The organism is Pseudoponticoccus marisrubri, assembly GCF_001482405.1.
In the GTDB taxonomy this organism is placed as follows: Bacteria; Pseudomonadota; Alphaproteobacteria; order Rhodobacterales; family Rhodobacteraceae; genus Pseudoponticoccus; species Pseudoponticoccus marisrubri.
This window is the reverse complement of record NZ_LPXO01000004.1, coordinates 110,221-124,278: the sequence shown is the minus strand read 5'-3', so window position 1 is coordinate 124,278 and position 14,058 is coordinate 110,221. Positions and strand designations below refer to the sequence as shown.

The window sequence follows — 14,058 nt, the reverse complement described above, 5'->3', positions numbered from 1 at the left end:
GCATTTACGCAGAATTCACGCCGGTTGTCGCGCCGTCGGGGCGGTGCTAGCCTCACTCGGGGTCAGTTGGTGATGGCGGGCATGTCGGAAAAACGAGTCAGGCTTCGGATCAGCATGCTCGGTCCCTTCTCGGTCGCGGATGCCGCGGGGACGGATGTCACGCCCAAGGGCGCCAAGAACCAGGCGCTGATGGCGCTGCTGGCGCTCAGCCCCGGCATGACCCGCCCGCGCCGCTGGATCGAGGACAAGCTCTGGAGCACCTTCGGCGCCGAACAGGCCAGTGCCAACCTGCGCCAGGCGCTCAGCAAGCTGCGCGGCGGGCTGGGCGCGGCGGCCGACCTGCTGCAGGCCGACCGCAGCACGATCACGCTGGGCCCCGAGGGCATCTGGGTCGACCTGCTGGATGGCGAGGTGCCCATGGACCCGCGCACCGAGCTGCTGCAGGGCATGGATATCCGCGACCCGGAATTCGAGGACTGGCTGCGCATCGAGCGCCAGGAGCTGCAGAGCCGCATCGCCCGCGCCACCCCGCAACAGGCGAAAGGCGTGCTGATCCATTGCCGCAGCTTCGCCGAGGCGCCCGGGCGTGGCCGCATGGTGGGCGAGGTGCTGGCCAACCAGATCGGCGAGGGCATCGCCGAGCAGGTCCGCGCGTGGCGGCAATCCACCGACAGCACCGATCCCGCGGCCAGCCTGCCCGACAGCGACATCCAGATCGACTGCCAGCTGGTGCGCGAGACGGATGGCCATTCGGTCTACATCAAGTCGGTGCACAAGCCCTCGGCGCGCATCCTCTATTCCAAGCTGCACCACCTGAACCGACTGGAAGACGTGCTGGAAAGCGAGGAGGCCACCGCCAAGACGATCTTCGAGGCGACGGACCAGATCATCGGTAAGCTGCCACAGGCGCTGGACACCACCCGGCCCGAGGCCCGCGCCACCGCGCTGTCGCGGCTGGGCATGTACCGCATGTTCAGCTTCGAGCGTGACGGGCTGCGCGAGGCCTACGGGCTGATGAAACAGGCCCATGACCGCGACGAGAACGGGATCTACCTGGCATGGAGCAGCCTCGTGCGGATGATCCAGCTGACCGAGATGGCCGAGCGCGAGCGCGAAGCGCTGCGCGCCGAGGCCGAAGAGCTGCATTTCAAGGCGATCGAGCTGTCCAACGACAATCCGCTGGTGCACGCGATCCTCAGCCGGGTGCGCGGCATCGTGATGAAGGATCCCGAGGGCTGCTACCAGATGGCCAAGACCGCGGTCGAGGCCAACCCGGCGAGCGCCTATGCCTGGGTCTCCATGGCCGAGGCGCTGATGATGGCGGGCCGCCCGCAGGAGGCGCTGGCGCTGTCGGCCCGGGCGCGCAACATCGCGCGCACATCGCCCTTCAAGCATTGGTGGGATACGGGCCATTGCGTCATCGCCATCGCCTGCAACCGCCCGCAGGACGCCATCGAGGCGGGCGAGGCCGCCGCGCGTGCCGCGCCGTTGTCGCGCCCGGCGCATCGCCACCTTCTGGCGCTCTACGCGCTGGAGGGGCAGCTGGACAAGGCCCGCGCCATCGCCACCAAGCTGGGCAAGATCGAGCCGGGCTTCAGCCTCGACCGGCTGGTCAATGACGAGACCTACCCGGTGCGCACTCTGCGCAAGAAGGGCCTGCTGGAGCCGATCCGGGCACTGCTTTGAGCGCCAGACCGTTCAGCTCAGCCGGTCGAGCAGGTCGCGCGACGGGGTGCCGGTGACCGGCAGCCCCTTGGCCTGCTGGTAGGTGCGGATCGCGGCCTCGGTCTTCTTGCCGATCACCCCGTCATCTGGCCCCGCGTCGAACCCGGCCCGCGTCAGCCCGCGCTGCAGCGCCTTGCGATCCTCCAGCACCAGCCCGTTGCGGTCAGGCCCGAATTGGCCGCGCAGCGGCCCGCCCCCGGCCAGCCGGTCAGCGAGGTAGCCCACGCCCAGACCGTAATTCTCGGACGGGTTGTAGCGCAGGATCATGTCGAAGTTGCGGAAGGTCAGGAAGGCTGGCGTGCTCACCCCCATCGGGGCCAGCACCGCGGCCGGGCCGAAATCGGGCAGATTGCCGCCTTTCGCCGCGCGCACGCCCCGCGCCCGCCAGTCCGCGACCGAGCGCTTGCGGCCCCGGCCCAGCAGGCCCGGGTCGAAGCCGTCGGGCAGGATGACCTCCAGCCCCCAGCCCTGCCCCCGGCGCCAGCCGGCCTCGGCCAGGAAATTGGCCGTCGTGGCGAAGGCGTCGATCGGGTCATCGGTCCAGATGTCGCGCTTGCCGTCGCCGTCGAAATCCACCGCGTGGCGCTGGTAGGCATTGGGGATCAGCTGGGTGTGCCCCATCGCGCCCGCCCAGCTGCCCACCAGCTGCGCGGGACGCGCATCGCCCGATTGCACGATGCGCAGCGCGTCCATCAGGTTGGCCTCGAAGAAGCGGCCCCGGCGCCCCTCCCAGGCCAGGGTCGAGGTGGCCGAGATCACCGGGATGCGGCCGCGTTTGGTGCCGAAATAGCTCTCCAGCCCCCAAATCGCGCCCAGCACGTCGGCGGGCACCCCGTAGCGTTCCGCCACCGCGTCCAGCGCACGGCGCTGCGCGGCAAAGGCGCGCCGGCCGAAGACGACCTTTTCCTCGGGGGCGACGATGGCGAGGTAATCCTCGAGCGAGCGGTTGAACTCGGTCTGGTTGCGGTCGCGCTCGATCACGCCGGGCAGAAAGCCCTGACCCCGGAAGGCCGCATCCAGCGTGGCACGCGTGATGCCCCGCGCCTCGGCCCGGCCCCGGAACGCGGTCACCCAGGCGTCATAGGCCGGGTTCGGCTGTGGCCGCAGCCCGGGTTCGAGCGCGGGATCCGGCCGCGGCACTTGCGGCAGCCCGCGCGTGCCGCCGCATCCGGCGACAAGCGCCGCGATCCCCAGTGAAAATGCCCGCCGATCCAGTGTCATGCCCGCTTCGCTCCTGCTGCCCGGCGCGAGGCTAGCCCAGCCGCGCCCTGCCCCGCAACGCGCCAGTCGCGCCACGCGCGCCCGACCGCCGATGCCGCAAGGCCTGCTGCGCCGGGCAGGGCGAATCCCCCGTCGTCACACGACGCACGGCGCGCGGGGAATGCTTCGATGCCCAAAATTCCGGCGCGCGCGCAACGCATCGGCCCGGTCAGGCTTTTCAATAGCTTACCCATCAGCAGGACCGTGACTGCCCCCGGTGGTGCCCCCGTGCAACAATGAATCCTTGCCAAAACAAATCCCTGATATGTAGCTTTTTTCTGGCAAGCAGGCCCCTTGGGGATCGTGGACGCAACACCCACCCCTCGCTCCCCGCGTCCCGGGCCGCAAGGCGGCCTGCTTGCATCCCCCCGAGGGCCCCTGTGATGTGACAATTTCTCTGCGCGAGGACGCTTGCCGCGGCGCTGCAAATCCGGGATAACGATGCCCGATCAGTGGGATTGCGGGCCCGCCCGGGACATAGTCCTGTACGTCCCGAGGCCCCCGCAGGACTGTCGAGGAGACGAACATGCGCGCACGTATCTACAAGCCGGCCAAGACGGCCATGTCCTCGGGCCAGGGCAAGACCAAGCACTGGATCCTCGAATTCGCCCCGGCCTCCAAACGTCAGGTGGACCCGCTGATGGGCTGGACTTCGTCGAACGACACGCAAAGCCAGGTCCGCCTGCGCTTCGACAGCAAGGAGGCCGCGCAGGCCTATGCCCGTGAACACGGCATCGACGCGCAGGTCTTCGAGCCCAAGAAGCGCAAGGCCAACATCCGCCCCCGCGGCTACGCCGAGAACTTCGCCGTCGACCGCCGCGCAGCATGGACGCATTGAGCCCTGCGCGTACCGTCAGGACCAGAGGCTGACGCGCCAAATTCAGTTAGAGCGATCGTGACGCGCCCGGCCTAGCGGGCGCGTTTTTCATGTGCTGCGCGCCGCCGCGATCAGGGTCTGGGCCATCTGGCGGGCGCGGCGGGCGGCGTCCGGGTGGTTGCGGACGTGGGCGGTGGCGATGGCACCTTCCTTGAGCAGGGCGAGCTGTTCAGCCATGCCGACGGGGTCGGAGAGGCCGGCGTCGCGGCACAACCGCTCAAGATAGTCCACCACGCGTTGCTTGTGCTCCGCGGAAAGCTGGTGGGCCGGGTGGGACTGGTCGGCGAATTCGCTGGCGGCGTTGATGAAGGCGCAGCCTGAAAAGCCCAGTTCCTTGAAGGCCTCGCCGCGAAACCAGGTCTCGAGCGCGTCGAACAGCGCCAGAAGCCGCGCCTCGGGATCGTCCGTGGCCTGCTCGATCTCGGCCTCGAGCCAGGTGCGGAAGCGCTGGTCGCGCAGCTCCAGCGCGGCAAGGATCAGCTCGTCCTTGGAGCGGAAATGCTTGTAGAGCGTCATCTTCGCCACGCCTGATTCGGCGAGAATCCGGTCGATCCCGGTGGCGTTGAAGCCGTTCATGTAAAAAAGTTTCAGCGCGGTTTCGACCAGGTGGTCACGGCGGGTCGTCACGGATTCTGCTCCACGGGTCAGACAGTTCTGTCTACATCCTCACCCACATCCCGCGCCGGCACAATGGCAAGGCTGCGTCCGCACCGGTCACCCTTCGGTGATCGGGGTTTGACATTTATACAGACCTGTCTGTTTTATTGAGGGGACGCAAACCCGCGCCCGACATGAACAAGGACATCACACCCATGACACGCATTGCCCTACCTGCCACCATCGATGACGCACCCGATGCGTCCCGGCCGCTGCTTGAAGCGGTCAAGACCTCGCTCGGCTCGGTGCCGAACCTGTTCCGCATCACCGCCAACAGCCCCGCCGCGCTGGCCGGCTATCTCGAGCTGAACGGCGCGCTGTCCAAGGGCACGCTGCCGGCCGCCACGCGCGAGCGGATCGCGCTGGCGGTCGCGCAGCGCAATGGCTGCGCCTACTGCCTGTCTGCGCACAGCTACATCGCGCAGAACTTGGCCAAGCTGGACGAGGCCGAGATCATGGCCAACCGCAAGGGCGGCTCGACCGATCCCAAGGCGGCCGCCGCCGTGCGCTTTGCCGTGGCCCTTGTCGAGGCGCGCGGCAGCGTCAGCGAGGCCGAACTCTCGGCCGTCAAGCTGGCCGGCTACAGTGACGCCCAAATCGTCGAGATCATCGCCCATGTCGCGCTGAACACGCTGACCAACTACCTCAACGAGGCGCTCGGCACCCCGGTCGACTTCCCCGCCGTGACCCGCGACGTCGCCTGACGCGCGCGCCCCGGGGCGTCCCGGCTGCCTCCCCTGCCGGTCGGGACGCCCCCCTTTCCGAGGAGATCCCCTATGACCCGTCCGCCGATCCCCCCGTTCGACCGCAACAGCGCGGTGCAGAAGGTCCGCCTAGCCGAAGACGCCTGGAACAGTCGCCAGCCTGCGCAGGTCGCGCTGGCCTATACGGCCGACAGCGTATGGCGCAACCGCGCCGAGCAATTCACCGGGCGCGAGGCGATCATCGCCTTCCTGACCCGCAAGTGGGACCGCGAGCATGAGTACCGCCTGATCAAGGAGCTCTGGGCGCAGGAAGGCGCCCGCATCGCAGTGCGGTTTGCCTACGAATATCGCGACGATAGCGGTTCGTGGTTCCGTGCCTATGGCAACGAGAACTGGGAGTTCGCGCCCGACGGGTTGATGCGCCGGCGCATCGCCTCGATCAACGACCTGCCGATCACCGAGGCGGCGCGGCTGATGCACTGGTCGCTGGGGGCCCGGCCCGCGGAGCATCCCGGCCTGACCGCGCTTGGGCTGTAGGAGGACGCCATGGCCAATGCCTATGCAGCGCTCGCCTTCACGCCCGCCGTGCGCGCCGAGCAGGCCGCCCACGGCTCGGTCGGGATCTATGGCCGGGTCCTTGGAAAGGACCGCAATGACGGCGCCCGGCTGGGCCCGCGCGAGGCTGCCTTCCTTGAGGCCCGCGACGGGATCTTCCAGGCCACGGTCGGCGAGACCGGCTGGCCCTATGTCCAGTTCCGTGGCGGCGCGCCGGGGTTCCTGAAGGTGATCGACCCGCAGACCGTCGCCTATGCCGATTACCGCGGCAACCGCCAATATATCAGCACCGGCAACCTGCGCGGCAATGACCGCGTCTCGATCCTCGCCATCGATTTCGCGGCGCGCCGGCGGCTCAAGTTGTTGGGCCGCGCTCGGATCACCGAGGACCCCTCGGTCATCGCGCTGCTGGCGGGGCCTGACACGCCGCCGGCCGAGCGCGCCGTGGTCATCCGCGTGGCGGCGCATGACTGGAACTGCTCGCAGCACATCCCCCTGCGCCGCACCGAGGCCGAGCACGGCGAAGAGATCGCCCGGCTGCGCGCGCGGATTGCCGAACTCGAAGAGACGCTCGGACGCCAGAGCTGACACCCCCCCCCGCGCCGCCCCCGATGCACCGGGGGCGGCGCTTTTCTTTCCGCATCGAATTTCTCGCATCAAATTGGAGCCTGCCATGCCCACCGTGACCGCAGCCTTTGCCCAGGCCATGATCCGCGCCGCCCGGCTGACCCTGACGCCGCAAGGCGATGTCCTGTCCTCGGGGCGCCGAATCGCCCGTCTTGACCCGCGCGGCGACGGGCATGTCGATGACAGCGGGTTCTTCGACCTGATCGCCTGGCTGGCCGCGCATCACCCCGACCGGATCGGTCTGATCGAGCGCTATGCCGGGGAGATCGACCTCGACGACCTGGGCGTGCTGGGGCTGGCGCTGAAGGCTGCACCGACGCTTGGCGCCTCGCTGTCGCGGATGGAGCGCTATTTCCGCCTGCTGACCGATACCGCGGTCTACCGGCTGGACCGTCAGGGGCCCGTGGCGCAGTTCCGGATCGTGGCACGGACCGGCGCGCATCCTGCGCTGGCGCTGCGCAACGAATGCGCGCTGGCCGGGCTGGTCCGCAAGGCCCGCGCCGTTGTCCGGGACGAGTTGGTCGTCTCCTCCGTGTGCTTCCGGCATGGCCCCACGGGCGATCCGGCGGCCCATGCGCGCCTCTTCGGCTGCCCGGTGCAATTCGGCGCGGCGCAGGATGCGCTGATCTTGCCGGCCGCCATGCTTGATGCACCCAACCGGCTGGGCGACCCGGCCCTGTCGGCCTTCCTGACCGGTCACCTGCAGGCCGCGTTCGACGAGGTCGCGCGCCCCGACACGCTGCGCGCCGCGCTGGCGCAGCGCCTGCCCGAGGCGCTCAGCACCGGGATCCCGCCCGCCGCCAGCCTCGCGCGCGAGATGGGGCTGAGCGAGCGCACCTTCTTCCGCCGCCTGTCCGAAGAGGGGACCAGCTATCGCGACGTGGTCCGCGAGGTGCAGATGCAGCTGGCCCGCGAGCTGCTGGAGGGCGCGACGTGCAGCATTGCCGAGGTCGCCTTCCTGACCGGCTTTGCCGAGCAGAGCACTTTCGGCCGGGCCTTCAAGCGCTGGGTCGGGCAGGCCCCGGCACAGTATCGCGCGGCCCATGCCGGGGGCGGGGATGCGCCGGACCTCGCGCTGCTGGCAGGCTCGGCCAAGGCGATGGCAGGCGGGGCCGATACGGTCCGGGCCGGCGCGGTCTAATCTGCTCTCATCACGACGACGCGCCGATCACCAAAGGGCGCTCGGGACCGGGGCCCGCCCCCGACAGCAGACAGAGGAAAGGCGCATGGCCATGGAACTGATCTCGACCTTCACGCGACCGGCCGCCCGGATCCGCCGCGCGCCGCCCCGCCGCATCGCCGGGCCGACCCCGCGGCCCGGCCGGGGCGAGATGCTCTCGCTTCTGATCGCCACCGCGGCCGGCGCGCTGCTGACCGGCGGCATGGCCACGCTGATCATGATGTCGGGCCCGGTCCACGCTTCGCCCACCCAGCCGGCCGAGACCCCGCTCCTGCCCCGGCAGGCGCGGCTGGAGAGCTGGGCAGAGACCCCGGCCGGCCCCAATGCCAGCCGTCCCGGCACGCCGCCGGACGCGCCGTGGCCCGGCCTTCGCGCCCTGTCACTGCCGCCGGTCTGCACCTGCACCCTGCCGGCCCATAACGGCGACTGACCCATTCCCGGGCCGCCCGGCCCGGGTCCCCGAGGACCGCAACCTGTCCCAATCAACGCGGCGCATTAGCGTCCGCGACGGACCCGGCCGTGCCGGATGGACAGGTCTGCCACCCTGGCAGCGCCCGCGCTGTCTCACCCCAGGACCCGACCCCTGACCTGAAGGAGAAAGACCATGCAACATGACGATCACGCCTGCCGCGGCTGCGCTGCCGCACCCGAGCAGGTGAACCTGCCGCGCCGCCGCCTGCTGGCCGGTGCCGCGGCCACCGGGGCCGCCGCCCTGACCGGCGCGCAGGCCGCCGCCGCCACGCCCGAGGCGCGCGCGCAATATGCCGACCCCGAGACTCCCGGCCTGCCGGCCATCGACATGGAGATCGACCCCGCGCGCACCGCGCTGGTCGTGGTCGACCCGCAGGTCGACTTCCTCGACGAGGGCGGCGTGGCCTGGGGTGTCGTCGGCGAAAGCGTCAGCGAACAGGGCGTCGTCGACAATCTCGAGCGGCTGTTCATCGCGGCCAAGGCCACCGGCATGCCGGTCGTCGTCTCGCCGCATTACTACTATCCGCAGGACCACAAGTGGCAGTTCGAGGGCACGCTCGAACGCGTCATGCACGGGATCCACATGTTCGACCGCAACGGTCCGCTGAACCTCGAGGGGTTCGAGGGCTCGGGCGCCGACTGGATGCCGCAATACAAGAAGTACATCGAGGATGGCGAGACCATCGTCTGCTCGCCCCACAAGGTCTACGGCCCCGAGCAGAACGACCTGGTGCTGCAGCTGCGCAAGATCGGCATCGACAAGGTCATCTTGGCCGGCATGTCGGCCAATCTCTGCGTCGAAAGCCACATGCGCGAGCTGCTGGAGACCGGCTTCGAGGTCGCCGTGGTGCGCGATGCGACCGCGGGCGCGAAGGTGCCCGAAGGCGATGGCTATCTCGCTGCGCTCATCAACTTCCGCATGATCGCCAATGCCGTCTGGTGGACGGACGAGGCCGTCACCCGGATCACGCGCGGCGCCTGACGGCCCCGTGCACCCAGACCACCCAACCCCGACCTGAAAGGACTGAAATCATGACCAGACTGACCCTGACCGCCGCCCTCTCTGCCGCCCTGATCGCACTGGCCCCGGCCGCCTTTGCCGCGGACGAGCACAACGTGAACAACGGGCTGACCATGGGCGGCCACCCGCTGGGCCTGCACGGGTTCGACCCCGTCTCGATGTTCGAGGCCGACGCGCCGCAGATCGGCGACTCGCAGTTCATCTCGGCACATGAGGGCGTGGACTACTACTTCGCCACGGCCGAAACCAAGGCCGCCTTCGATGCCGACCCGGCGGCGATGCTGCCCCAGTTCGGCGGCTTCTGCGCCTTCGGCGTCTATGCCGGCAAGAAGCTGGACGGCGACGTGCGCTATGCCGACATCGTCGACGGCAAGCTCTACCTCTTCGTCAACCGCGCGATCTTCGACAAGTATCTCGAGGACCCCGAGACGATCATCTCCGGCGCCTTCGACAAATGGCCCGAGATCCGCTCGACCCCCATCGGCGACCTCTGAGCCTCTCCGGACGAGCCGCGCCCGACCGCGCGGCTCGTTTGCCTGCCGGCGGGGCAGACCGTCATGGGAGCAATGACGGCGCCGGTCGTAACGATTTTATGCAAATCCAGACAGTTAAAACCCTCTCCTTTTGTCGACCTGCCGCCGGACCGGCGTCACTTTTCCGCCCGAATGCGAGGGCCTTTCTGGGGTGGCGCAGAGGCGTGACCCGGGGGCCCGAGGAACAGGAGGCGGCACATCATGGACGAGGCGTTGGTCTCCAATCCCGAACCGGTGGGAGACGAGCTGCCGCCGGGCACGGTGCTCTGCCAGGGGCAATACACGGTGCAGCGCTACCTGAATGCCGGCGGGTTCGGGATCACCTATCTGGCGCATGACAGCCTTGGCCGGAAGGTGGTCATCAAGGAATGTTTCCCGGGCGCCATGTGCTGTCGCACGCGCGGGACGGTGCGGCTGCGCTCGGCCTCGCACGGGATGGATTTTGACCGCGTGGTCGCCCTGTTCGAGCGCGAGGCCCGCGCGCTGGCGCAGCTGAACCACCCCAATATCGTGGGCGTGCACCAGATCTTTACCGATAACGGCACAGCCTACATGGCAATGGATTTCGTCGACGGGCCCGACCTGTTCGACCTGCTCGAGACGCGGCCCGAGATGTTCGCGCCCGAGGAGGTGGAACGCATTCTGCGCCACCTTCTGGGGGCGCTCTCCTACGTGCATGGCAACGGGATGCTGCATCGCGACATCTCGCCCGACAACATCCTGCTGGCGCCCGGCAGCATGCCGGTGCTGATCGATTTCGGGGCGGCTCGCGAACGGGCGGTGCGCGCGACGCGGGTGCTGTCGCGGATCCACACGGTCAAGGACGGGTATTCGCCGCAGGAATTCTACCTCGCCGGCAGCTCGCAGCAGAAATCCAGCGATCTCTATGCCTTGGCCGCCACGATGTATCACCTGATCACCGGGCGGGCGCCAACCAACAGCAATGCGCGGCTGGCCGCCGTGGCGCAGGACATGCCCGACCCGTTCGTGCCGCTGACCGGGCAGGTTCAGGGCTATGACGAGGCTTTCCTGGCCGCGATCGACCGCAGCCTTGCGCTGTTTGCCAAGGACCGGCTGGCCACCGCCGATGACTGGCTGGACGCGATCTCGGCCCCCTCCGCGGCGGTCGGGAACGGGCTGAGCGCCGAGATGCAGCGCCGCATCTCGGAGATCGTGAGCGAGACTTCCGCCCATGTGCAGGACAGCGGTCCGGCACCTGCCCCGGCGCGACCCGCCGCCCCCGATCCGGTCGCGGCGCAGCGCGCGGCCGAACAGGCCTACTGGGCGCGGGTCAACCGCGAGCTCGAGGAGCTGCGCAGCGAGATCGACCGCGACCAAGCCCGGCAGCGCCAGCAGGCGCTGGAAGAGGCGCGCAACCGTGCCGGCACGCGCGCCCCCGCGCAGGCCGCGCCCCACCCGGCCGGCATGCTGGGCTGGGTCCGCACCCTGTTTGCCGGGCGCAGCCCCCGGACCACGCCGGGCGCCCTGAACCCCGTGAAGGAGTGACCATGTCCAGTTTCCGAAGCATCATTGCCCGCCGCCGCCCCGCCCCGCAGGACAGCGCCCCTGCGCCCGAGACCGAGGAGGAGACCGTGCCGCCGCTGGACGAGCTGCTCTCGGCCGCGGATCGGCCGGCCCATACGCGGCTGCTCGATGCGCCGCCGCCCCCGCCGGAGCTGCCACGCTGGGAGCTCGAGCCGCCCCGCCCCACCATGGGCGAGGCGCAGCTGAAGGCACCGGCCGAGGAACCGGACCCGACCCCCGCCGCCCGGATCTGGGATCTTGCCCCCGACAGCGATCCGGTGCCGCGCGTCGCCCCCGACATGTCCTTCGAGCCCGACGCGCCCATGCCGCGCGCCGACATGCCGGACGAACCGCCGCTGCGGACACCCGCCACGGATCCCGTGCGGCACGTCCCGGACATGCCGGCAGAGCCCGCCCCCGCCCTGCAGACCCGCATGCCGGCCGCCGCACGAGGCGGGCGGGTGAAGACACGGCTTCTGGGCTTTCATGCCGATGACGAGGGGCCGGGTGTCTTCGACGGCACGCCGGCCCCCGCGGCACGGCTGGACGTGACCTGCCCGGTGGGCTGGGTGGTGATCGTGGACGGGCCCGGGCGTGGCACCTGCTTTGCCCTGTCGGCCGGGCTGTCGACGCTGGGGCGGGACGCCTCGCAGACCATCGCGCTGGATTTCGGTGATGACTGCATCTCTCGCGATACCCATGCCTCGATCGCTTATGACGAGGAGGAGAACTCGATCCTGATCGGCCATGGCGGCAAGTCCAACCTCGTTCGGGTGAACGGCAAGCCGCTGGTCTCCTCGGCCGAGCTGCATTCGGGTGACGAGTTCCGGATCGGCAAGACCACCTGCCGGTTCGTCGCGCTCTGCGGCCCGGATTTCAGCTGGACCACCCCCGATGACGGGCCGGGCGACCGTGCCTGACCCGCTGGCAGACGTGGCCTCGGCCATCGCGCTGGGGCGGCGCGACCGGCAGGAGGATGCCGTGCTCGTCCAGTTTCCCGATGGTGGCGACGGAGGGTTCGCCGTGCTGGCCGACGGGATGGGCGGGCATGACGATGGCGACCTGGCCGCGCAGGTCATCGTCTCGCAGGTCTTTGCCGCCTTCAGCCTGACCGGGCGCTCCGACACGACGCCCGGGCCGCCCCTGCCCGACCGGCTGCGCCACGCGGTGCGCACGGCCAATCGCGGCTTGCGCGACCATGTCGAGGCCGGTTTGGGTCAGGTCGGGATGGGCGGCACGGTGATCCTCAGCGTGGTGCAGGGGGATGCGCTCAGCTGGATCTCGGTGGGTGATTCCGGCCTCTGGCTGTTCCGCGACGGGCGGCTGGTGCGCCTGAACGAGGTGCATTCGCTGGCGCCCCAGATCGACCTGATGGTGCAGCGCGGCGAGATGGATGCCGACACCGCGCGCCGCCATCCCCAGCGCGGCTGCCTGACCTCGGCACTGGTCGGCGCGGATATCCAGCGCGTCGACTGCCCGGCCAAGCCCTTTGCCCTGCGCCCCGGCGATATCGTGCTGATGGCCAGCGACGGGATCGAGGTGCTGCCCGAGGCGCAACTGGCGCGCCTGCTGCGGCGCCATCGCCGCGCACCCAGCCAGCGCATCGCGGCCGAGCTGATGCAGGCCGTGCACGCGGCGGCGGCCGAGGACCAGGACAATGTCTCGCTGATCGTCATCAAGCCCGGACTGGCTGCGCGTGCGCCAGTCCTGCCGCGGCTGTCGGACCTGTGCGGCACGGCGCTTTCGGGCCTGCTGCACCGGGGTGCAGCGGTGCTGACGGGGCGGTCAGCGCTATGACCGACGCGGCGCCCATCCTCGACGCGCTGCGGCAGCTGGAGGGCGGCGGGCTGCCGGCCCGCGCCGCGCGCCGCGCGCGGACGCTGGTTGCACGGCTGGGCGCCCCGGTGCGGATCGCGTTGTTCGGCCTGCCGGGCAGCGGCAAGGCGGCCGTGCTGAATGCGCTGGCCGGGGCCGAGGTGCTGCCACCGCAGGGACCGGGCGCGCCGCTGCTGCTGCGTCACGCAGGCCAGCCCGGGTTGCAGCTGACCGGACCGGACGGGCAGATCCGTAACGCCCCGGCGACCACCCCGCTGGAGCTGCCGCCGGACACGCTCTTTGCCGAGCTGGGTCTGCCGCTGGCGGCGCTGGAGCGCTTCACCCTGCTGGACGTGGTCACCGATGGCGCGCCCGATGACATGGCCGCGGGGCTGGGCTGGGCCGCCGCGCGCTGCGACATGGCGATCTGGTGCACCCGGCGCTGGACGGCGCTCGAGCGTGACATCTGGTGGGCGGCCCCGCATCACCTGCAGACCCATGCGCTGCTGGCCGCGACCGAAGGGGCGGAGGCGCTGGAGGCGCCCGCACGGGATCCGGCGGGGCAGCCGCTGCCGCTCTGCCCACTGGCGCGGACCGACACGGGCGCGGGGCTGACCGCCGAGGCCGCGGCGCGGCTTGCAATGCAGGTCGCGGCGATGATCGACGAGGCGCGCGGCGCCGACATGGATGCGGCAGCCGTCCTATTGGCGCAATTTCCACCGCCCGAAGCGACGGGCCGGCCAGAGGTCGACCCGACGCCTCCGCCAGCGTCCGCCGTTCCGGTCGAGCCACCCGTGCCGCCCGAGGCGCGCGCCGTGCTGGCGCGGCTTTTCCAGCAGTTGCGGCAGGGCGCCGAGGACCTCGCGCGCGAGGATGGCGAAAGCCTGCCCCACGCGCTGCCGGGGCTGCTCGACGGGCTGCGCGACATGGCCGAGGCCGAACATTCCTTCGCCGCCACTTGGCCCGACCTGGACGCGGCGCTGTCCGAGGCATCCGAGCTGGCCCTGCTGATGCAGATCGAGGCCCGCCCGGAACAGGCGGTCGAAGGGGCGCTGCTGCTGGCCCAGCTGCGCCGAGAGATGGAAACCGAGCTGGCCGCCTGACACCGG

At 70.1% G+C, this 14,058-nt stretch carries 15 protein-coding genes; 13 read left to right on the top strand and 2 right to left on the bottom strand.

What is annotated here, in order from left to right:
- Nucleotides 1–114: 114 nt before the first annotated feature.
- Nucleotides 115–1,686, top strand: a complete 1,572-nt coding sequence (locus tag AVJ23_RS08595; protein WP_240484569.1) for an AfsR/SARP family transcriptional regulator — start codon at nucleotides 115–117, stop codon at nucleotides 1,684–1,686.
- 12 nt (nucleotides 1,687–1,698) lie between these two features.
- Here the strand turns inward: AVJ23_RS08595 and AVJ23_RS08590 are convergent, their stop codons facing one another.
- Nucleotides 1,699–2,946: a lytic murein transglycosylase gene (locus tag AVJ23_RS08590; RefSeq protein WP_058861769.1), complete on the bottom strand. Its 1,248-nt coding sequence runs from the start codon at nucleotides 2,944–2,946 to the stop codon at nucleotides 1,699–1,701.
- 565 nt (nucleotides 2,947–3,511) lie between these two features.
- On the opposite strand from AVJ23_RS08590, the gene AVJ23_RS08585 reads away from it, so the two are divergent.
- Nucleotides 3,512–3,823, top strand: coding sequence for an ETC complex I subunit (locus tag AVJ23_RS08585; RefSeq protein WP_058861768.1), 312 nt, complete (start codon nucleotides 3,512–3,514; stop codon nucleotides 3,821–3,823).
- An 87-nt stretch (nucleotides 3,824–3,910) separates the two neighbouring features.
- On the opposite strand, the gene AVJ23_RS08580 is transcribed toward AVJ23_RS08585, so the two are convergent.
- Complete coding sequence (locus AVJ23_RS08580; RefSeq protein ID WP_084794392.1) at nucleotides 3,911–4,489, bottom strand: TetR/AcrR family transcriptional regulator; 579 nt, start codon at nucleotides 4,487–4,489, stop codon at nucleotides 3,911–3,913.
- A gap of 185 nt (nucleotides 4,490–4,674) precedes the next feature.
- Between AVJ23_RS08580 and AVJ23_RS08575 the strand changes: the two genes are divergently transcribed.
- The 11 genes from AVJ23_RS08575 (at nucleotide 4,675) to AVJ23_RS08525 (ending at nucleotide 14,052) form a co-directional block, all read left to right on the top strand.
- On the top strand, nucleotides 4,675–5,223 hold the full coding sequence (locus tag AVJ23_RS08575) for a carboxymuconolactone decarboxylase family protein (protein ID WP_058861767.1): 549 nt from the start codon (nucleotides 4,675–4,677) through the stop codon (nucleotides 5,221–5,223).
- Between the two features lie 72 nt (nucleotides 5,224–5,295).
- Nucleotides 5,296–5,760 (top strand): nuclear transport factor 2 family protein, encoded by a 465-nt coding sequence (locus AVJ23_RS08570; RefSeq protein WP_058861766.1) that lies wholly within the window; start codon nucleotides 5,296–5,298, stop codon nucleotides 5,758–5,760.
- A gap of 9 nt (nucleotides 5,761–5,769) precedes the next feature.
- Nucleotides 5,770–6,366, top strand: coding sequence for a pyridoxamine 5'-phosphate oxidase family protein (locus AVJ23_RS08565; protein WP_058861765.1), 597 nt, complete (start codon nucleotides 5,770–5,772; stop codon nucleotides 6,364–6,366).
- Nucleotides 6,367–6,451: 85 nt separating this feature from the next.
- Nucleotides 6,452–7,546 carry an AraC family transcriptional regulator gene (locus AVJ23_RS08560; RefSeq protein WP_058861764.1) on the top strand — a complete coding sequence of 365 codons (1,095 nt, stop codon included), beginning with the start codon at nucleotides 6,452–6,454 and terminating at the stop codon, nucleotides 7,544–7,546.
- Nucleotides 7,547–7,631: 85 nt separating this feature from the next.
- On the top strand, nucleotides 7,632–8,015 hold the full coding sequence (locus tag AVJ23_RS08555; RefSeq protein WP_058861763.1) for a hypothetical protein: 384 nt from the start codon (nucleotides 7,632–7,634) through the stop codon (nucleotides 8,013–8,015).
- A 174-nt stretch (nucleotides 8,016–8,189) separates the two neighbouring features.
- A complete protein-coding gene (locus tag AVJ23_RS08550; protein ID WP_058861762.1) occupies nucleotides 8,190–9,038 on the top strand; it encodes a cysteine hydrolase family protein in 849 nt (282 codons plus the stop codon).
- A 50-nt stretch (nucleotides 9,039–9,088) separates the two neighbouring features.
- Complete coding sequence (locus tag AVJ23_RS08545) at nucleotides 9,089–9,571, top strand: YHS domain-containing (seleno)protein (RefSeq protein WP_058861761.1); 483 nt, start codon at nucleotides 9,089–9,091, stop codon at nucleotides 9,569–9,571.
- A 240-nt stretch (nucleotides 9,572–9,811) separates the two neighbouring features.
- Complete coding sequence (locus AVJ23_RS08540) at nucleotides 9,812–11,116, top strand: serine/threonine-protein kinase (RefSeq protein WP_058861760.1); 1,305 nt, start codon at nucleotides 9,812–9,814, stop codon at nucleotides 11,114–11,116.
- Nucleotides 11,117–11,118: 2 nt separating this feature from the next.
- Complete coding sequence (locus AVJ23_RS08535) at nucleotides 11,119–12,054, top strand: FHA domain-containing protein (protein ID WP_058861759.1); 936 nt, start codon at nucleotides 11,119–11,121, stop codon at nucleotides 12,052–12,054.
- Nucleotides 12,047–12,931: a PP2C family protein-serine/threonine phosphatase gene (locus AVJ23_RS08530; protein WP_157772646.1), complete on the top strand. Its 885-nt coding sequence runs from the start codon at nucleotides 12,047–12,049 to the stop codon at nucleotides 12,929–12,931. Before AVJ23_RS08535 ends, AVJ23_RS08530 begins: the two co-directional genes overlap by 8 nt.
- Nucleotides 12,928–14,052: a P-loop NTPase family protein gene (locus AVJ23_RS08525; RefSeq protein ID WP_058861757.1), complete on the top strand. Its 1,125-nt coding sequence runs from the start codon at nucleotides 12,928–12,930 to the stop codon at nucleotides 14,050–14,052. Before AVJ23_RS08530 ends, AVJ23_RS08525 begins: the two co-directional genes overlap by 4 nt.
- The last annotated feature ends 6 nt before the right edge of the window (nucleotides 14,053–14,058 follow it).